Origin of the sequence: Georgenia wutianyii, from assembly GCF_006349365.1 — a bacterium.
Lineage (GTDB): Bacteria > Actinomycetota > Actinomycetes > Actinomycetales > Actinomycetaceae > Oceanitalea > Oceanitalea wutianyii.
In genome coordinates this window covers 1,581,813-1,600,485 of the sequence record NZ_CP040899.1, presented here as the reverse complement: position 1 = coordinate 1,600,485, position 18,673 = coordinate 1,581,813, and the positions used below count along the sequence as shown (strand labels likewise).

16 protein-coding genes are annotated in these 18,673 nt (G+C 73.2%); 4 read left to right on the top strand and 12 right to left on the bottom strand.

Translation table 11 applies throughout. From position 1 onward, the window contains the following. Window positions 1-37: 37 nt before the first annotated feature. The 6 genes from FE251_RS07090 to FE251_RS07065 all read right to left on the bottom strand — a co-directional run bounded on the left by FE251_RS07090 (window position 38) and on the right by FE251_RS07065 (window position 8,735). Window positions 38-1,828, bottom strand: coding sequence for an ABC transporter ATP-binding protein (locus tag FE251_RS07090; protein WP_139948354.1), 1,791 nt, complete (start codon window positions 1,826-1,828; stop codon window positions 38-40). Next, the gene (locus tag FE251_RS07085; protein ID WP_330998319.1) at window positions 1,825-3,711 is read right to left on the bottom strand and encodes an ABC transporter ATP-binding protein; all 1,887 of its coding nucleotides are present in this window, start codon (window positions 3,709-3,711) and stop codon (window positions 1,825-1,827) included. The genes FE251_RS07090 and FE251_RS07085 overlap by 4 nt, the downstream gene beginning before the upstream one ends. Window positions 3,712-3,855: 144 nt before the next feature. Beyond that, the gene (locus FE251_RS07080) at window positions 3,856-5,331 is read right to left on the bottom strand and encodes an APC family permease (protein WP_179954786.1); all 1,476 of its coding nucleotides are present in this window, start codon (window positions 5,329-5,331) and stop codon (window positions 3,856-3,858) included. A 192-nt stretch (window positions 5,332-5,523) separates the two neighbouring features. Continuing rightward, the gene (locus FE251_RS07075) at window positions 5,524-6,930 is read right to left on the bottom strand and encodes a glutamate decarboxylase (RefSeq protein WP_139071780.1); all 1,407 of its coding nucleotides are present in this window, start codon (window positions 6,928-6,930) and stop codon (window positions 5,524-5,526) included. Between the two features lie 137 nt (window positions 6,931-7,067). Next, complete coding sequence (bsh, locus tag FE251_RS07070; protein WP_139071781.1) at window positions 7,068-8,015, bottom strand: choloylglycine hydrolase; 948 nt, start codon at window positions 8,013-8,015, stop codon at window positions 7,068-7,070. A 174-nt stretch (window positions 8,016-8,189) separates the two neighbouring features. After that, a complete protein-coding gene (locus tag FE251_RS07065) occupies window positions 8,190-8,735 on the bottom strand; it encodes a nucleoside/nucleotide kinase family protein (RefSeq protein WP_139071782.1) in 546 nt (181 codons plus the stop codon). 71 nt (window positions 8,736-8,806) lie between these two features. Here FE251_RS07065 and hisF point away from each other — a divergent pair, with 71 nt between their 5' ends. From hisF to FE251_RS07050, 3 genes are read left to right on the top strand one after another with little or no spacing between them, the layout of a single operon-like run. Continuing rightward, a complete protein-coding gene (hisF, locus tag FE251_RS07060) occupies window positions 8,807-9,577 on the top strand; it encodes an imidazole glycerol phosphate synthase subunit HisF (protein WP_139071783.1) in 771 nt (256 codons plus the stop codon). 54 nt (window positions 9,578-9,631) lie between these two features. Next, on the top strand, window positions 9,632-10,273 hold the full coding sequence (locus FE251_RS07055; RefSeq protein WP_168202675.1) for a TIGR03085 family metal-binding protein: 642 nt from the start codon (window positions 9,632-9,634) through the stop codon (window positions 10,271-10,273). 46 nt (window positions 10,274-10,319) lie between these two features. After that, the gene (locus FE251_RS07050) at window positions 10,320-10,691 is read left to right on the top strand and encodes a VOC family protein (RefSeq protein ID WP_139071785.1); all 372 of its coding nucleotides are present in this window, start codon (window positions 10,320-10,322) and stop codon (window positions 10,689-10,691) included. Between the two features lies 1 nt (window position 10,692). Here the strand turns inward: FE251_RS07050 and FE251_RS07045 are convergent, their stop codons facing one another. The 4 genes from FE251_RS07045 to FE251_RS07030 form a co-directional block, all read right to left on the bottom strand. Continuing rightward, window positions 10,693-11,604, bottom strand: a complete 912-nt coding sequence (locus tag FE251_RS07045; RefSeq protein ID WP_139071786.1) for an FKBP-type peptidyl-prolyl cis-trans isomerase — start codon at window positions 11,602-11,604, stop codon at window positions 10,693-10,695. Window position 11,605: 1 nt separating this feature from the next. Then, a complete protein-coding gene (pafA, locus tag FE251_RS07040; RefSeq protein ID WP_139071787.1) occupies window positions 11,606-12,988 on the bottom strand; it encodes a Pup--protein ligase in 1,383 nt (460 codons plus the stop codon). Beyond that, window positions 12,985-13,176 (bottom strand): ubiquitin-like protein Pup, encoded by a 192-nt coding sequence (locus tag FE251_RS07035; RefSeq protein WP_139071788.1) that lies wholly within the window; start codon window positions 13,174-13,176, stop codon window positions 12,985-12,987. The genes pafA and FE251_RS07035 overlap by 4 nt, the downstream gene beginning before the upstream one ends. A gap of 83 nt (window positions 13,177-13,259) precedes the next feature. After that, complete coding sequence (locus tag FE251_RS07030; RefSeq protein WP_168202674.1) at window positions 13,260-14,615, bottom strand: FUSC family protein; 1,356 nt, start codon at window positions 14,613-14,615, stop codon at window positions 13,260-13,262. A gap of 191 nt (window positions 14,616-14,806) precedes the next feature. Here FE251_RS07030 and FE251_RS07025 point away from each other — a divergent pair, with 191 nt between their 5' ends. After that, a complete protein-coding gene (locus FE251_RS07025) occupies window positions 14,807-15,409 on the top strand; it encodes an ATP-binding protein (protein WP_139071790.1) in 603 nt (200 codons plus the stop codon). A 20-nt stretch (window positions 15,410-15,429) separates the two neighbouring features. Here FE251_RS07025 and dop read toward each other — a convergent pair whose 3' ends face one another. Both dop and arc read right to left on the bottom strand, forming a co-directional pair. Then, complete coding sequence (gene dop / locus FE251_RS07020) at window positions 15,430-16,998, bottom strand: depupylase/deamidase Dop (RefSeq protein ID WP_139071791.1); 1,569 nt, start codon at window positions 16,996-16,998, stop codon at window positions 15,430-15,432. A 13-nt stretch (window positions 16,999-17,011) separates the two neighbouring features. Continuing rightward, window positions 17,012-18,649, bottom strand: a complete 1,638-nt coding sequence (arc, locus tag FE251_RS07015; protein ID WP_139071792.1) for a proteasome ATPase — start codon at window positions 18,647-18,649, stop codon at window positions 17,012-17,014. Between the last annotated feature and the right edge of the window lie 24 nt (window positions 18,650-18,673).

Here is an 18,673-nt window from a genome sequence, read left to right as displayed (position 1 = left end):
CGCGCGGAGCGGGCCGGCCGCACGGGGGCCGGCCCGCTCAGTGCGCCTGGCGCACCCAGCTCGCGTACATCCGGGCGTAGACGCCGCCGCGGGCGACGAGCTCGCGGTGCGTGCCCACCTCGACGACGTGGCCCGCGTCGACGACGACGACGAGGTCGGCCGCCTCGGCGGTGGAGAGCCGGTGGGCGATCGCCACCGAGGTCCGCCCGGCCTGGAGGCGGGCCAGCGCGGCGCTGATGCGTCCCTCGGTGGCCGGGTCGACGGCGGAGGTCGCCTCGTCGAGGACGAGCAGGTCGGCGTCGGCGAGGTAGGCGCGGGCGATGGCGACGAGCTGGCGCTCCCCCGCCGAGAGCGACTCCCCGCGCTGCCCGACGTGGGTGTCCGGGCCGTCGGGCAGGGTGGCGAGCCAGTCGGTGAGGCCGAGCTCGGCGACCGCGGCCTCCACCTCTGCGCGGTCGTGCGTCAACCGGCCGTAGGCGATGTTCTCGGCGATCGTGCCGTCGAAGAGGAAGCCCTCCTGCGGGACGAGGACGACGCGGCTGCGCAGGGTGGCGAGCGGGAGCTCGCGCAGGTCGGTGCCGTCGAGCAGGACGCGTCCGGCGGTCGGGTCCATGAGCCGGGCGAGCAGCTTGCCGAGCGTCGTCTTGCCCGAGCCGGTCTCCCCCACCATCGCCACCGACGTGCCCGCCGGGATGTGCAGGTCGATGCCGTGGAGCACCTCGGGCCCGCCCGGGTAGGCGAAGCGGACGCCGTCGTACTCGACCGCGGCGGCGCGGTGGCCGGCGGCGCGCGGCGCGGCGGCGCGGCCCTGGGCGGGGTCGGTGACCTCGAGCGGGGTGTCGAGCACGGCGATGACGCGGCGCCAGCCGGCGACGGCGTTCTGCAGCTCGTTGAGCATCTCGGTCGCGTTCTGCACCGGGCCGGTGAACATCTGGACGAGGAAGAGGAAGGCGAGCAGGCGGCCGAGGGACAGGTGGCCGTCGAGGGCGAGGAGGGTGCCGACGACGACGGTGGCCGCCAGCGCCAGCCCGGAGAAGGCCATGCCCGTGGAGAAGGCGACGGCGGTGAACGTCTGGGCCTTGATGGCGTCGGCGCGGTGGTCCTGGACGGCGTCGTCGATGCGGCGCTGGGTGCGTCCCGAGGCCCCGTAGGCGCGGATCGTCTCGGCGCCGACGATGGACTCGGAGATCGCGCCGAGCATGACGCCGACCTTGACGCGCACGGCCCCGTAGGCGCGGGAGATGACCTTCTGGGCGCGCGGTGCCAGGACGAACATCGGGGCGAAGCACAGCCACACGACGAGCGCGAGCACCGGCGAGTACACGACCATGGCCACGGTCGCGACGAGCAGCTGGCCGACGTTGAGGACGAGCTGCAGGCCGCCGAACTGGACGAAGCGCGAGACGGTGTCGACGTCGCTCGTGACGCGGGAGACGAGCGAGCCACGCCGCTCGGCGTTCTGGGTGAGCACGGACAGGTCGTGGACGTGGCGGAAGGTCCGCACGCGCAGCTGGGCCAGGCCGCGCTCGCTGGCGCGGAACAGGCGGATGTTCACCGCCGACGTCGCCACCCCGGCGAGGAGGACACCGGCGAGGGCGAGGAGCACGGTGCGCACGACCAGCGGCACGTCCGGGCCGCCGTCGGCCATGATCGCGTTGTCGGTGACCTGCTGGATGACGATGGGGACGACGACCCGCCCGGCGGTGGCGACGACGGCGAGGGCGAGGGTCCAGCCGATGCCCTGGACCATCGCCGGGGACAGCTGCAGACCGCGGCGGACGGTGGCGAGGACGCCGAGGTCGGAGGACGCGGAGATCGTCGAGCTCATCGGGACTCCTCCTGCTCGGCGCTGCGGCGGGCGTAGCTCGAGGCGAGCTCGGCGTAGCCGGGGTCGCGCGCCATGAGCTCGGCGTGGGTGCCGACGTCGACCACCCGTCCCCTTTCGAGGTGGACCACCTCGTCGGCGAGGGCGATCGTCGCCGTCCGGTAGGCGACGAGCAGGACGCTGGCGCCCGACCCGCCGAGCCCGGCGAGGATCTCCTGCTCGACGACGGGGTCGACGGCGCTCGTCGCGTCGTCGAGCACGAGGAGCCGGGGTCGGCGGACGAGGGCGCGGGCGATGGCGATGCGCTGGCGCTGCCCGCCGGACAGGGTGGCTCCGCGCTCCCCGACGAGGGTGTCGAGGCCGAGGGGCAGCGCGCGGACGAAGTCCTCGGCGCGGGCGGTGCGCAGCGCGGCCCACACGTCCTCGTCGGACACGGCATCTGCGTCGTCGAGCGCGACGTTGCCGCGGATCGTGTCGTCGAAGACGAAGGTCGACTGGCTGACGAGGGCGACCTGGTGGGTGCGCTCGGCGTGGCTGAGCTCGCGGACGTCGACGCCGTCGAGCAGCACGCGTCCGCGGGTGGGGTCGACGAGCCGGGCGACCACGGAGGTGAGCGTCGACTTGCCGGAGCCGGTCGGGCCGACGACGGCGACGGTGCGCCCGGCCGGCACGTGCAGCGTGACGTCGCGCAGCAGGGCCACCGTGTCGCCCGTGGCGCTCACCGCCTGCTCACCGAGCTCGCCCGGGACGAGGCGGGCGGGGACCTCGAGGGTGACGTGCTCGACGTCCAGGCGCAGGCCGCCGCGGCCGGGGAGGGTCGCCTCCCCCTCGGGCATCGAGCCCTGGGCGTCGACGACGTAGGCGAGGCGGTCGTGCCCGACGGTCGAGCGGGGAAGCTCGGCGAGGACGAAGCCGATCGCCCGGACGGGGAAGGTCATGAGGGTGAGGAGGTAGGCGACCGTGACGAGGTCGCCCGTCTCGGCGGCGCCCCGGGAGATCTGCGAGGCACCGACGGCGACGACGGCGAGGGTGGCGACCGAGGGCAGGAGCTCGATGATCGGGTCGAAGACCGAGCGGACCTTGCCCATCTCGATGTTCGCGTCCTGCAACCGCTCGGTGACCTCGGCGAACCGGCGCTCCTCGACGGCCTCCGAGCCGAGCGACTTCACGAGCAGGGACGCCTCGAAGGACTCGTGGGCGACGTCGGAGACCTCGGCCCGCAGCCGCTGGGAGGTGGCCACGCGCGGCGACATCCGGCGCCGGAAGACGGTGTTGACGACGACGACGACCGGCAGCACGCTCACCCCGATCGCGCCCATGAGCGGGTCCGCGAGGAGCATCGCGGCGCCGGCGACGAGGAGCATGACGGCGACGCCGATCGCGAACGGCAGCGGCATGAACACCCCGGAGGCGGCCTCGGCGTCGGCGTTCGCGTTGGACAGCAGGCGTCCCGCCGGGTGGCGGCGGTGCCACGCCATCGGCAGGCGCAGGTACTGGCGGGTGACCCGCAGCCGGTGCGCCGCCTGGATCTCGAAGACGGCGGCCCCGGCCCACACGCGCCGGCCGGCGACGGCCGCCGCGGTGAGCAGCCCGACGACCAGCAGGGCGCCCCCGGCGAGCCAGATGTGGGAGGTGGGGACGTCCCGGCCGCTGAGGGCGGGGACGACGACGCGGTCGGTCACCTGGCCGAGGAGGAGCCCTGAGCCGACGGTGCCGAGCCCGTACAGGACCGAGCTGATGATCGCGAGCGTCGAGGTGCGCGGCGAGTCGCGCATGCCGCGTCCCATGAGGGTGAGGGAGCGCCGCAGCGTCCCGCCGGGCAGCCGGTAGGGCCGCGGTCCGGGGCCCGGCTCGAAGCGCCGTGCCCGGGTGGTCGTCTCCGGCACGGCGGTCTGCTCCTCTGGTCGCCGTCGGGCCCGGTGGCCCGACCGCCGACCATCCTCGCACGGCACGCCGCCGCGCGCGGGCCGGCCCGGTGGAGGGGGCCGACCCGCACGCGGCGGGGTGCTGGCGGGCGTGGCCCGCCCGTCTCAGCTCGCGGGCGGCTGAGACGCGCCCGGCGAGCCCGGAGCCGCCGGCGGCGCGCCCGACGGCGTACTCGGGAGCGGGTTGACCAGGACGTTGTCCGCCGTCTGTCGCTCCTCGGGCGTCCGCTGGTCCCAGCTGGGCTTGCGCACGGCGTAGAAGATGAGCGGCGGGATGCCGAGCACGATGACCACGGCGAAGACGACCAGCGGGTAGGTGATGTTGCTCAGTCCGCTGAACCCCTCGGGGCGGATGAACGCGAGCACGAACGCGGCCACGCACGCGACGAGCCCGACGCCGGCGACGAGCTTCATCGCCGGGGTGCGGTAGGTGCGCACCACCTCCGGGTGGCTGCGGCGCAGGCGCAACGCCGCGGCGAACATGAGGATGTACATGATGAGGTAGAGCGCCGCGGCCATGTCGACGAGCGCCACGAACGCGGTGTTCCCGTTCGGGATGATGACGAAGAGCAGCGCGAGAACGGTGACGACGCCGCCCTGGGCCATGAGGATGCCGACCTGGACGCCTGCCTTGTTCCGGCGCTGCAGAACGGGCGGGAGCAGGCCGGTTCGTGCGGCCGCGAGGACGCCGCGCGACGGGCCCGCGATCCAGGTGACGACGGAGGCGAAGGCGCCGAGTGCGATGAGCAGCGAGATCACCGGGGTGCCCCACGGCAGGTCCCACTTGTCGAAGTAGGCCTCGAACGCGAGGTTGATCCCGTTCGTCACACCGAGCTCGCTCTTCGGGACGGCGACCGAGATCGCGATCGTCGGCAGGATGAAGACGGCGAGGATGAGCCCGGTCGCGATGGCGATCGACTTCGGGAACCCGCGCCCGGGGTCCTTGAGGTCGTTCGCGTGGACGGCGTTGACCTCCATCCCCGCGAAGGCGAGGACGTTGGACACGATGAGCACGATCGAGGCGAGCCCGGTCCACGGCGGGATGACCGCCGAGGCCTCGAGCGTGGTCTCGGACCGTTCGCCGGTCGCGAGCCAGATCGCGCCGAACACGATGAGCAGCGCGGCGGGGAACAGGGTGCCGAGGATGCCGCTCCACGAGCCGACCTTGGCGAACAGGTTCCCGCCGGCGAGGGTGATGAGGGTCGAGCCCCAGTACAGGACGAGGATCACCGCAGCCGTGTACAGCCCGTTGCTGGCGATTCCCTGGTCGCCGATGACGAACGACAGGCTGGCGGCGATGAACGCGAGCTGGGTGGGGTACCAGACGACGTTCTGGACCCACTGGAGCCAGATCGCGACGAACCCCATCCGCTGGCCGAAGGCCTCACGCACCCACGTGTAGACCCCGCCCTTCCACCCCGTGGCCAGCTCCGCCGCGACGAGGGCGGTCGGCACGAGGAAGACGATGGCGGGGATGATGAACAGCGTGACCGAGCCGAGGCCGTACGTCGCGATGGCCGGCAGGGAGCGCAGCGAGGCCACGACGACGACGGTGAGCATCGCCAGCTGGGTCACGGACATGAACACCGTGGCCCCGGTGGCCGGCGCGCCGATCGCCGGACCGGCGTGCCCCGGCGGCTTGCGGTTGTCGGGAGTGCCGAACGGGTGGGCGGGAACGTGCTCCGGTGACGGCGCCGGCGTGCCGTCGGCGCGAACGACGGGCTGTGCTGCCCGGTGACCGGAAGACCGTGACTTGTTCATGGTCGTTCGCTCTCAGTGGTGGAACCCGGGGTGGTGGGCCTCGGCCGGCATCGGGCCGGTCAGGGCGTCGAGGTAGGCGACCTCCTCACGCAGGTCCGCGAGGAACGCCGAGGCGAGGTCGTGACTGAGGCCGTTGCGGACCACGACCCGCTGGACGGTGACGTCGGGGAGGTCGGCCGGCATCGGGTAGGCGGGCACGAGCCAGCCCTTCATGCGCAGCCGGTCCGAGAGGTGGTAGAGGTTCCAGTTCTTGGTGTGGTCAGGCTTGAGCCGCCAGGCGAAGACGGGGATGTCCGACCCGTCGTTCCACAGCTCGAACGCCGGCATCTTCGCGATCTCCCCGGACAGGTACAGCGCCACGTCCCGGGAGGCCCCCTGGACCCGGGTGTAGCCCTCGATCCCGAGCCGGAGGAACATGTAGTACTGCAGGAGCACCTGGGCCCCGGGCCGGGAGAAGTTCAGCGCGAACGTCGGCATCTCCCCGCCGAGGTAGCTGACCTTGAACACGAGGTCGTCGGGCAGGGCGTCGGCCGAGCGCCACACCACCCAGCCCACGCCCGGGTAGACGAGGCCGTACTTGTGCCCGGAGGTGCTGATCGACGCGACCCGGTCGACCGCGAAGTCCCAGCGCAGGTCGGGCTGGAGGAACGGCGCGATCATCGCCCCGGACGCGCCGTCGACGTGGATCGGCACGTCGAGGCCGGTGGTCTCCTGGATCCGGTCCAGCGCCTGGGCGATCTTCTCGACGGGCTCGTACATCCCGGTGTAGGTGACGCCGAGGATCGCGACGACGCCGATGGTGTTCTCGTCGACGTACTTCTCGAGCTCGTAGCCGTCGAGGACCTTGTGGTCCCAGGAGATGGGGACGTACCGCGGCTCGACGTCGAAGTAGTTGCAGAACTTCTCCCAGCAGACCTGAACGGCGCTGGACATCACGAGGTTGGGACGCTCGGTGGACTTGCCGGCGGCCCGGCGCGCGTGCTGCCAGCGACGCTTGAGGGCGAGCCCGCCGAGCATGCACGCCTCGGAGGAGCCGATCGTCGAGGTCCCGATGGTGTGCTCGGGGTCCGGCGCGTGCCAGAGGTCGGCGAGCATCGTCCAGCACCGCGTCTCGACGGCCGCGGTCTGCGGGTACTCGTCCTTGTCGATCATGTTCTTGTCGGCGGCCTCGAGGTAGAGGCGCTGGGCGTGCTCGTCCATCCAGGTGCCGACGAACGTCGCGAGGTTGAGCCTGGCGTTGCCGTCGAGCATGGCCTCGTCGTGGACGATCTGGTAGGCGGTCTCCGGGAGGGACTCCCCGGCGGGGAGCCGGAACTTCGGTAGCTCCGTCGCCTCACCGGGCCGTGCGAACAGTGGGTTGAGCCCGACCGAGTCGGGCTCGTTCTCGTGGCGCTCGACACGCCGCGACGTTGTGACCATCGTGTCTACCCCCAATATGCGTCAGGTGGTGGCACCCTGCCGCTGCGCAGCAGGGCGGTATGACCGCCGGCCGCGCGCGCTCTCGCGCGTGGGTCGACCACGGCCGCACGAGGCGACCGCAGTGTGTTGTGACGAGGTCAGACGACGACGAGCTCGGTGCCGTCCGCGGCGTGGTCGCCGAGGGCGACGGAGTGGATCGCCGGGTCCTCGTAGGTGTTCCAGTAGTACGTGTTCGTGCGCCCGGAGAACAGGCCGGTGTAGATCGTCCGCTCGAAGTCGCCGTCACCCATCGCCGCGGCGCCGTCGACCATCGCCACCTGCTGCAGGGTGTGGAAGGCGCGGCTGACGTTCTCCTCCTCGCTCCCCTTCTGCGGGTAGTGGGAGTTGACGTACGCCGCGCGGACGAACCGCGACGGTGAGTAGTAGTCGCCGGGGATGCCGCGCATGTGCGCCCCGGAGCCGAACGGCTTGAGCCGCGCCCGCCCCACCGGCGTCACCTCGGGGAACTCAGGGGAGAGGTTGAGGTAGTTGCGCAGGTTCTCGTGGTGCCAGCCGAAGCCCGGCTGGTTGGCGAGGACGTCGACGTCGTCGTCGAAGACGTGCATACCGTCGGCGGTGTACTCCACGACGATGGCGCGCGTCGCGTCACCGATGATCCAGTGCAGGAGGGAGCTGGGGTACTTCTCGTTGATCGGCCGGTCGACGATGGTGACGTTCGCGAGGGCGGCCCCGACCTCGTCGACGCTGGCGAACTGCGAGGCGACCCAGAGCGGGAACTCGTAGGCGGCCACGTTCGTCGTCCCCTCGACCGGCGCCTGGGCGTACTCGGCGTAACCGGGGAAGTTGAGCCCGGCGACCGCGAGACCGACGTCGTTGCCGCAGTCGAAGTACAGCGGCGTGTCCTCCTCGACGATGCCCATGCCGATGACGGCGTGCCGGATGCTGGGCACCGCGGCGAAGGGTGAGCGTGTCGCGTAGCCGGTGGGGGTGATCACCACCCGCTCCCCGTACCCGAAGGTCCAGTCGAGGTTGCGCGCGAGGTAGACGTTGTCGTTGCCGTCCGTGAATCTGATGCCGGTGCACATTCCGGACCCCCCAGTGGTCGGTCTCCGGTCGGCGCACGCCCCGCGCGTCGACGGGATCAGTGTTTGAGCTCCCGGTCGGCCGCGCGCCCCGCGCGTCTACGGGAGCGGTTCAATGATAATCCTCATCACAGGAGTGGAACTGTAATCTCCGTCACACTTCTCGGCACCTGGAGGCTAGACGGTGGACGTGTCGATGATGACGTCCGCGGCGGCGCGCGCGTCACGCTCGGCGAGCAGCGCGCCCTCCTGCGCCGCCCACGTCGACCACTGGTCCAGCCAGGTGCCGTCGTCGCGTGCCATGGCTCGGTGGTGGCGCTCGGGCTCGGGCGCCTCGAGCCACACGAGGGCGTCCAGGTAGGGCGCACACGGTGCGGACCCGGCCCCGCACCCCTCGAGGACGACGACGGCGGTCGGCTCCACCCGCACCGTGCCGTCGAGCTCGCCGCGCACCCAGTCGTAGCGGCGGTAGCTGCCGGCGCGCCCGGCCCGCAGCGGGGCCAGGACGCCGGTCGCCACGGCCTCGACGCCCTCCCGCAGCCCGCGCCACCCGCGGTAGGCGTCCTCCAGGGCGAGGACCTGCGCGCCGGGCACGGCCGCGGCCACCTGCCCGGCGAGCCGGGTCTTGCCCGCCCCGGACCGCCCGTCGATCCCCAGCACGACGGGCTCGCCCGACCCGGCGGCCTCGGCGAGGAGTGCGAGGACGCGCTCGAGCGGGGTCACGCCGCGAACGGTACCCGCCGGGGCCCGTGCGCGCCGGATATTCTCTGCGGAGCCGAGAGTCTGGAGGAACGATGAGTGTGGCCGTGCGCGTGATCCCGTGCCTGGACGTCGACGCGGGACGCGTCGTCAAGGGCGTGCGGTTCGAGAACCTGCGCGACGCGGGCGACCCGGTCGAGCTGGCCCGGCGCTACGACGCCGAGGGCGCCGACGAGATCACCTTCCTCGACGTCTCGGCCTCCACCGAGGGCCGTGCGACCACGCTCGACGTCGTCTCGCGTACCGCCGAGGAGATCTTCGTGCCGCTCACCGTCGGGGGCGGCGTGCGCGCGGTCGAGGACGTCGACCGGCTGCTGCGGGCCGGGGCGGACAAGGTGGGGGTCAACACCGCCGCCGTCGCGCGCCCCGAGCTGCTCACCGAGGTCGCCGAGCGCTTCGGTCGCCAGGTCATCGTCCTGTCGGTGGACGCGCGGCGCTGCCGCGACGGCGCCGAGACGCCCTCCGGCTACGAGGTCACCACTCACGGCGGGCGCCGCGGCACCGGGATCGACGCCGTCGCGTGGGCGGTCGAGGCCGCCGAGCGCGGCGCCGGGGAGATCCTCCTCAACTCCATCGACGCGGACGGCACCGAGGACGGGTTCGACCTCGAGATGCTCACCGCGGTCCGTGAGCGGGTGTCCGTGCCGCTCATCGCCTCCGGCGGGGCCGGGACGGCCGCCCACTTCACCCAGGCCGCCCAGGCCGGGGCCGACGCGGTGCTCGCGGCGTCGGTGTTCCACTTCGGCACCCTCACGGTGGGCGAGGTCAAGGCGGACATGCGGGCAGCGGGCGTGCCGGTGCGCTGAGCCGCCGCTGCCCCTAGCGTGAGGTCCCCAGCACCGATCGGACGGAGCACGCACGTGTCACGAGCCAAGTGGAGCGAGCCGGAGCGCCGGGCCCTGGCCGCCACCTTCCGGGAGGTGGGCCCCGGCGCCCCGACGCTGTGCGCGGGGTGGCGCAGCGAGGACCTCCTCGCGCACCTCGTGCTGCGCGAGACCCGGCCGTGGGTCATCGCCCTGGACATGGCGGGCCGGCCCGAGCCGGGCCACGAGAAGCGCCAGTCCCAGGTCGCGCGCGCGGCGCGCACGCCGGGTGGCTACGCCGCCCTCGTCGACGACCTCCTCGGCACCGACGGGCTGCGCCCCACCCGGCGGATGGGCGACGCCGTCAACCTCGTCGAGTTCGTCGTCCACCACGAGGACCTGCGACGCGCCGGGGACTCCCCGCGCCCGCCCCGCCGGCTGCCGCCGGGGATGCGTGACGCCCTGTGGCGCCAGCTCGCGACCATGGGCCGGCTGGCGGCGCGCCGTTCCCCGGTCGGTGTACGGCTCGCGAGCACCGACGGTGGCCGCGCCGTCGTGCGGCGGGGCGAGGACCCGGTGACGCTGGTCGGCGGGCCGGTCGAGCTCGCCCTGTACCTCATGGGACGCGCCGAGCGGGCGGAGGTCGAGGTCCAGGGCTCCCCCGGCGCCGTCGCCTCCTTCACCGCGGCGATGGGCTGACCCGCCGCGCCGATGAGTTCGGGAACCGGACCGGGTCTGCCGGTGCATGAGCCTGACGACGAGGGTGCTGAGCGTGTCCGTGCCGGTGGCCGACCAGGACGCCGCGCTCCGGTTCTACACCGAGGTGCTCGGCTGTGAGCTCGAGGCCGACGTCGAGGTCTGGCCGGGCGCCCGGCTCGTCCAGGTGCGCCCGCCGGGCTCGGCGGTCGCGCTCGTCCTGCTCCCGCCGGACAGCGAGATCCCGGTGGCGGTCCGGCTGGGCACCCCGGACGCCGCGGCCGCGCACGCCGCGATCCGCGCGGCCGGGGTGCGGCTCGACAACGAGGAGCTCGTCCGGATGGACGGGATGACGCCGATGTTCTCCTTCGCCGACCCGGACGGCAACGGGCTGGTCTACATCGAGGAGGACGGCGGCTGACCTAGCCGGCCGGCGTCGTCTGCTGGGGGCTCTGGCCCTCCTCCGGCGTGGCCGCCTCCTCGACGGGGGTGGCGGCGAGGATGTCGACGACGAAGACGAGGGTCTGGCTGCCGTTGCCGAGCGCCGGGGGCACGACGACGAGGACGCGCGAGCCCACCGTCTGGTCCACGAGGCCGTCACGCAGGCCGGCGAACGTGTCGTCGACGAGGACGGTGCGCGGGACCTTCCCGTCGGCCCAGGTGGAGTCGTAGATCTCGCCACCCGGCCAGGTCACCGCCTGGTACTGGATGGTCACCGCCTCGCCCGGGGCCACCTGACGCCCGGTGCCGCGGATGAGCGTCTCGACCTCGAGGGTCGAGGGCGGGTCGCCGTCGGGCAGCGTGATGGTGACGCCGTCGTCGCTCTCGGTGACGGTCGGCAGGTCCTCGCGCTGGGCGAGCTCCTCGCCCTGGGCCACGGTCGGCAGGACGTCGACGACGAGCACGAGCATCCGCTCGATGCCGTCCTCCCCGGCCACCGGCTGGGTGACGAGCAGCCGGCTGCCCTCCCGGGCGCCGAGGAGCAGCGGGTAGACGTCCTCGCCGACCTCCTCGGGGGTGAGCAGGAGCGTGCGGGCCTCACCGGCGCCGCGGTCGGGCACCGCCTCGCCGGTCTCGCCGTCGTAGGCGGACAGCGCGAGGAGGGCCGGGCCGCCGGCCTCGAGCTCGCGCCCCTCCCCCTCGATGAGCACCTCGCTCTCCTCCTCGGTGAGCTCGAGGGGTGCCTCGAAGCTCACCACGGGGGTCCGGCCGAAGGCGCCGGAGACGGAGATGGCCGACGGCTCCTCGGTGGGCGTCTCCTCGGGCGAGGAGCAGCCGGCGAGGGCGAGCACGGCGAGGAGCGCGGTGGCGAGGGCACGGCGGGGGCGGGACACGTCAGGCTCCGATCGCGGCGATGAGCGCGTCGACCCGCGCGTCGGTGCTCGCGAACGGGTCCTTGCACAGCACGGTGTGCTGCGAGGCGTCGTTGAGCTTGAGGTGGACCCAGTCCACGGTGTGGTCCCGGCGGTGCTCCTGCGCGGCGGCGACGAAGTCGCCCCGGAGCTTGGCGCGGGTGGTCTGCGGCGGGGTGGTGCGGGCGGCCTCGATCTCCTCGTGGGAGGCCACTCGCGCCATGAGGCCGCGCTCGCGCAGCTTCTCGGCGAGCCCGTCGACCGGCGAGATGTCGTGGTAGGCGAGGATCAGGCGGCTCACGCGCACGTCGGCGAGCCCGGCGCCGCTGCCGGCGCGGTAGCGCTCGATGAGGCGCTGCTTGATCGCCCAGTCGAGCTCGGTGTCGATGAGGGAGTGGTCCCCGGTGCGCAGGGCGCGCAGGCCGCGCTCCCACAGCTCGAGCACCTCGAGCTCGACGGGGCGCAGTGTCATCCCGGCGGTGTGGGCCAGCACCCGCTCGAGGTACTCCTCCTGCAGCTCCAGCGCGCTGCGCCGGCGCCCGTTGACGAGCTCGACGGGGGTGGTCGCGGTGAGGTCGCGGGAGATGTCGCGGATGGCGCGCATCGGGTCGGCGAGGAGGAGGTCGTCGAGCCGGCCGCCGGCCTCGACGAGGTCGAGGAGCAGCGCGGTCATGCCGGTCTTGAGGAGCGTCGTCGTCTCTGCGACGGAGGAGTCCCCGGAGATGACGTGGAGCCGGCGGTAGAGGTCGGGGTCCCCGTGCGGCTCGTCGCGGGAGTTGATGATGGGGCGCGAGCGGGTGGTGGCCGAGCTCATCGCGTCCCACAGGTGCTCCGAGCGCTGGGAGAAGCAGTAGGTGGCCCCGCCGGGGGTCTCGCGCACGGCGCCGGCGCCGGTGAGGATCTGGCGCGTGATGAAGAAGGGGACGAGCTGCTCGACCGTGCGCTGGAAGTCACGGCGGCGGCGCAGCAGGTAGTTCTCGTGGCAGCCGAAGGCGTTGCCGGCGGAGTCGACGTTGTTCTTCAGCAGGTGGATCCGCCCGCCGATGCCCTCCTCGGCCAGTCGCGCGGTGGCCTCCTCGGCGAGGTCGACGAGGATCGCCTCCCCCGCCCTGTCCTGGACGACGACGTCGCGCACGTCGTCGCACTCGGCGGTCGCGTACTCCGGGTGGGAGCCGACGTCGAGGTAGAGCCGACCCCCGTTGCGGAGGAAGACGTTGGAGGACCGGCCCCACTCGACCACCTTGCGGAAGAGGTAGCGCGCGGCCTCGTCGGCGCCCAGCGGCGGCCCCGTCTCGGGCTGCCGGGCACCGACGACGGTGATGCCGTACTCGGTCTCCAGCCCGACGATGCGGGGAGCGAGGCTCACTGCCCGCCCTTCTGCACGAACCCCTTGACGAAGGACTCGGCGTTGGTCTCGAGCACGGAGTCGATCTCCCCGAGGAGGTCGTCGAGCTCGGCGGACTGGGCCTGCGCGCTCGCGGCTACGGGCAACGGCGGCGGCGTGGGCTCCTCCGGCTCCCGCTCGCTCCGGCGCTGCTGCTCCTGACGGGCCATGGTGACCGCCTCCCTCTCGACTACCCGTCGATCCTAGTTCGCCGCGGCGGTGTGCGGGCCGGTCGCCCGGTGCGTGGCACCTGCTACTCCGGACGCTCCGGACGCTCCGGGCGCCGGTCCGCGGCTCGCCGCAGCGCGAGCCGGGCCCGGCGAGTGACGTGGGCGGGGCCGCCGGCGAGCGAGCGGAGGCGGCCGGCCGACTGTGGGACCAGCACGTCGCGGGTGAGGACGGCGTCCGGGTTCGTCAGGCGTCTCCTGCGCGACTGGTGCTGCGCCCGGATCCGCACGCGGTCCTCCAGCCTCATCGGGTCGAGCACGTGGTCGACCGCGGAGAGGATCGAGCCACGGAGCAGCCAGAGGCCGGTCTCCTCCCGCGGGTCGACGAGGAGCAGCTCGGTGAGGACGGCCCGGGCCTCACCCGCGACGTCCAGCGTCTCGGCCAGGTGCCGCTCGACCTCTGCCTCCGAGCGCTCCGCCTCGGCCTCGACGAGCGCGCCGAAGGCGTCGAGGCAGTCCGCGACGTGACCGAGCAGGACGGCGAACGCGGGGCGGACGTCGTCGCCGTAGCCGTCGTCGGGCGTCTCGTGCTCGGGAGCCTCGGCGAACATGGTGGCGAAGAGGGCACGGATCGCGAGCAAGGAGCGGTCGAGGGAGTCCAGGCCGGCCCGCAGGACCGGTTCCACCTCAGGGGCACCGATCGCGCGGGGGTTGAGTCGCCGCAGGTCCGCGACCGTGCTGATCGCCGCTTCCGTGCGCTCCATGTCCCGAGCGATGGTGCGGGCCTCGTCCAGCCAGGCACCCACCGCGCCCTTGGTGACCGGCCCCCGGGACATCGACGAGGCGGCGGCCCGCAGGGACGCCGCCTGGCTGCCCGCGACGTTGCGCACGTCGGTCACCGCGGCCCGGACGGGGACGGGTGGTGGCAGGAGCACGTTGAACGCCATCCCCACGCCCGCACCGATGAGGGTGGTGAGCACGCGGGTCTCCGCGGCGATGTCCTGTCCCCCGGTCCCCAGGATGAGCATCGCGCTGATCGCCGTCTCCAGTCGCTGGTCGCCCAGGCGCAGGACCGCCGCCAGCAGCAGCGCCAGGGCGACCGCCGCGCCCAGGCTCCACCAGGTCAGGCCCACCCACGAGGACAGCGTGACCGCGACCAGCACGCCGGTCAGGACGGCCCCCACGCGGACCACGCCCATCCGCAGGCTCGCCGCTGCCGACGCCTGGACCACCAGGAGCGCGGTGAGCGCACCCGTGAGGTCGACATCTCCATCGACCAGCCACACCGTCAGCAGGTAGGCGACGACCGAGGCGATCGTCAGCCTGGCCACCCACACGAGGAGCGGTCCGACCGGCCGGGGCAGCAACCAGGACGGCGCCGGCAGCCGGCGACCGTGACGCAGCCGGCTCAGCGCCAGGCGCTTGCGGGCGGAATCGGACACGGCAGCTCCCACGGCGCAGGTCGGAGGGGCCAGCGTACAGAGCCGACCCAGGCCGAGCGCGGCGGTGTCGGGGTGGAAGACGGCCATGCGAACGGGTCCAGCCGCGGCTCCCCAGCGGGACGTCGGAGCGGGCGGACGACCGCCCGCGCAAGGTGCCGGACCGACGCCCGAGAACCTGGCAGAGTCACCGCATGCGTCTCCTCGTGATCTTCGGACCCCCGGCCGTGGGGAAGATGACCGTCGGCCGCGCGGTCGTCGAGCGGAGCACCTTCCGCATGCTCCACAACCACGCGATCATCGAGCCGCTGCTCGACGTGTTCGACTACGGCACGCCGCCGTTCACCCGCCTCCTCGGTGAGTCGCGGGTGCGCGTCGTCGAGGAGGCCGTCGGCGCCGGGATCGACCTGCTGCTCACGTTCGTCTGGGGCTTGGACCTGCAGTCCGACCTCGAGGAGATCAGCGAGTACGTCCGCCCCTACGTCGAGCGGGGCGCGGACGTGGCGTTCGTCGAGCTCGCGGCGGACCTCGACACGCGCCTGCGACGCAACCGGACGGAGCTGCGGCTCGCCGAGAAGAGGTCGAAGCGTGACCTCGAGTGGTCCGACGCGAACGTCCGGGAGATGGAGCGGCTCGTCATGAACACCGGCACCCGGACCGACCTGCCCGGAGTCCTCCTGCTGGCCCGGCACCCGCACCTACGGATCGAGACCGACGACCTCGACGCGCAGGAGACGGCGGACCGGATCCTCACCTGGCTGGACGGGCTCGCGGCCGGGGGCAGCGCCGGCGACTGAGCCCGCGCCGGGCACCGCGCTCAGCGGTGGCGGCGGCGCAGCTCCTCCAGGAGCGTGGCGACGTCGGGGCTGGCGTCCAGCGCCTCCCCCACGTGCGCGCGCGTGCCCCGTGCGGGCTCGGCCATCGGGAGGCGGACGAGGTGCTCGGTGCCCGGGACGTCGAGCACCACCGACTCCCAGCCGGCGGCTGCCACGCCCGCGCCGTACCGTCGCACGGTCTCACCGCGGAACCAGGCCCGGGTGTCGTGCGGCGGGGTGTGCACCGCCGCGTCCACGTCCTCCTGGGTGACGAGCCGCTCGACGGCGCCGGACGCGGCGAGGCGCTGGTAGATGCTGCGCTCGGGCCGCACGTCGGACCACTGGAGGTCGAGCGCCGCCAGGCGCGGGTGCTCCCACCCCAGGCCGTCGCGCCGCCGCATCCCCTCGAGAAGGCGGAGCTTGGCCACCCACTCGACGTCCGCGGCGCAGGACATCGGGTCCTGCCGGAGCCGGGTGAGCACCGAGTCCCAGCGCGCGAGCACGTCGCGGGTCTCCTCGTCCACGTCCGGGCCGAGCGCCTCACGGATCGTCTCGAGGTAGAGCCGCTGGATCTCCAGCGCGGTCATCTGCCGCCCGTCGGCCAACGTGAGCCGGTGGGTGAGGGTGGTGTCGTGGCTGACCAGGCGCGTCTCGGCGACGGCGTCGTCGAGGGCGACGGTGTCCAGGGCGAGCGGCACGGCGTCCTGCTCGAGCAGCCACAGCACCAGGGAGGTCGTGGCGAGCTTGAGGTAGGTGGCGGTCTCGAGGAGGTTGGCGTCCCCGACGATGACGTGGAGGCGGCGGTAGCGCTCGGCGTCGGCGTGCGGCTCGTCGCGGGTGTTGATGATCGGCCGGTTGAAGGTCGTCTCCAGGCCGACGTCGTTCTCCACGTAGTCCGCGCGCTGGGAGAGCTGGAAGCCGGGCACCTCCGAGCGCGGCCCGAGCCCCACCCGGCCCGAACCGGTGAAGACCTGGCGGGTGACGAGGAACGGGGTGAGGTAGCGGACGACGTCACCGAAGGGCACCGCGCGGTCCATGAGGTAGTTCTCGTGGGTGCCGTAGGACTGGCCCTTGCCGTCGACGTTGTTCTTGTAGAGGGCGACGTCGGGCATCGCCGGCTCGGCGGCCAGCGTCGCGGCGGCGCGGCGCATGACCTCCTCACCGGCCCGGTCCCACAGCACCGCGGCCCGCGGGCCGGTGACCTCGGGGCTGGAGTACTCCGGGTGGGCGTGGTCGACGTAGAGACGGGCGCCGTTGGTGAGGACGAGGGAGGTCATCGGCCCGGGCCGCTCCTCGGGCCCCGGCCGGCGCCGGTGGTAGGGCCCGAGCCGGGCGGCGAGGTCAGCCGGGGAGTCGGTGAGCTGGTCGGGGTGGGCCGCGGCGCGGTCGAGGCGGAAGCCGCGGGCGTCGGCCAGCGGGTCCTCCCCCTCGTAGTCCCAGCGGGCGGTGGCCACAGTCTGCGCGTAGGCGACGACGACCGCCGCCGACAGCGCCATCGGGTTGGCCATGGGGTGGCCCGGCTCGAGCACCCCGTACTCGGTCTCGATGCCCATCATCCGGCGCACGGTCATCGCGGCACCCCGCTCACAGGTAGTCGCGGGTCTCGACGACGCGGGTGGGCTCGGCGCCCTCCCCGGTCCCCCCGCCGCTGCCGAGCGTGCGCATGAAGACGATCCGCTCGCCCTTGCGGCCGGCGACGCGCGCCCAGTCGTCGGGGTTCGTCGTCGAGGGCAGGTCCTCGTTCTCCCGCATCTCGGCGGCGTAGCCGGCGAGCAGGTGGGAGGTGCGCAGCCCGCGCTCGCCGGTGGCGATGAGGTCCTTGATCGCGGCCTTCTTCGCGCGGTCGACGATGTTGGCCATCATCGCCCCGGAGGCGAAGTCCTTGAAGTACAGGACCTCCTTGTCCCCGCTCGCGTAGGTGACCTCGAGGAACCGGTTGTCGTGCGTCGTGGAGTACAGCCGCGCGACCACGGCCTCGGCCATGGCGGCGACGACGGCGCGCGGGTCGCCGTCGTGGCGCGCGAGCTCCTCGGGGTGGATCGGCAGGTCGGCGGTGAGGTACTTGGCGAGGATCTCCCGGGCGCCGGCGGCGTCGGGCCGCTCGATCTTGATCTTCACGTCGAGCCGGCCGGGACGCAGGATCGCCGGGTCGATCATGTCCTCGCGGTTCGAGGCGCCGATGATGACGACGTTCTCGAGCTTCTCCACACCGTCGATCTCGGCGAGCAGCTGGGGCACGACGGTCGTCTCGACGTCGCTGGACACGCCGGTGCCGCGGGTGCGGAACAGGGAGTCCATCTCGTCGAAGAAGACGACGACCGGCAGACCGAGCGCGGCCTTCTCCCGGGCGCGGGCGAAGATCACCCGGATCTGGCGCTCGGTCTCCCCGACGTACTTGTTGAGGAGCTCGGGGCCCTTGATGTTGAGGAAGTAGCTGCCCTTGCGCCGGCCGTCCTCACCGGTGCCGGCGAGGGACGTCGCCACCGCCTTGGCGATGAGCGTCTTTCCGCACCCGGGCGGTCCGTAGAGCAGGACGCCCTTGGGCGGCTTGAGGCCGTGCTCGCGGTAGAGCTCGGGGTGCCGGAAGGGCAGCTCGACGGCGTCGCGGATCTGCTCGATCTGCGGACCGAGGCCGCCGATGTCCCCGTAGTCGACGTCGGGCGTCTCCTCCAGGAGCAGGTCCTCCACCTCCGAGCGCTCGACGTGCTCGAGGGCGAACCCGCTGCGCAGGTCGGCGAGCAGCGTGTCCCCCACCCGGATGCCGGTGTCGCGCAGCGGGGCGGCGAGGCGCAGCACGCGCTCGTCGTCGGAGCGGGCGACGACGAGCACCCGCGCGTCGTCGACGACCTCCTTGACGGCGACGAGCTCCCCCGTCTCCTCGTAGCCGCCGGGCTGCACGGCGACGAGCGCCTCGTTGAGCCGGACCTGCTGGCCCGGGCGCAGCGCCCCGAGGGGCAGGGACGGCGCGGCGGCCACGCGGAGGTGACGGCCGCTGGAGAGCACCTCGACCTCGCGGGCGGGCACGTCGACGGCGAGCACGGTGGCGAAGCTCGCGGGCGGGCGGGACAGGGCGTCGATCTGCTCCTGCATGGTCTCCAGGCGCTCACGCGCCCCCTGGAGCGCCGTGGCGAGCCGCTCGTTCTTCGTCGCGAGACTGGCCGCCTGCTGCTCGAGCTCCTTGACCCGGTCGGTCCGGAACCCGTCCATCCCCGCCTCGGCCATCACGGCCCCTTCCCTGCTCGACTG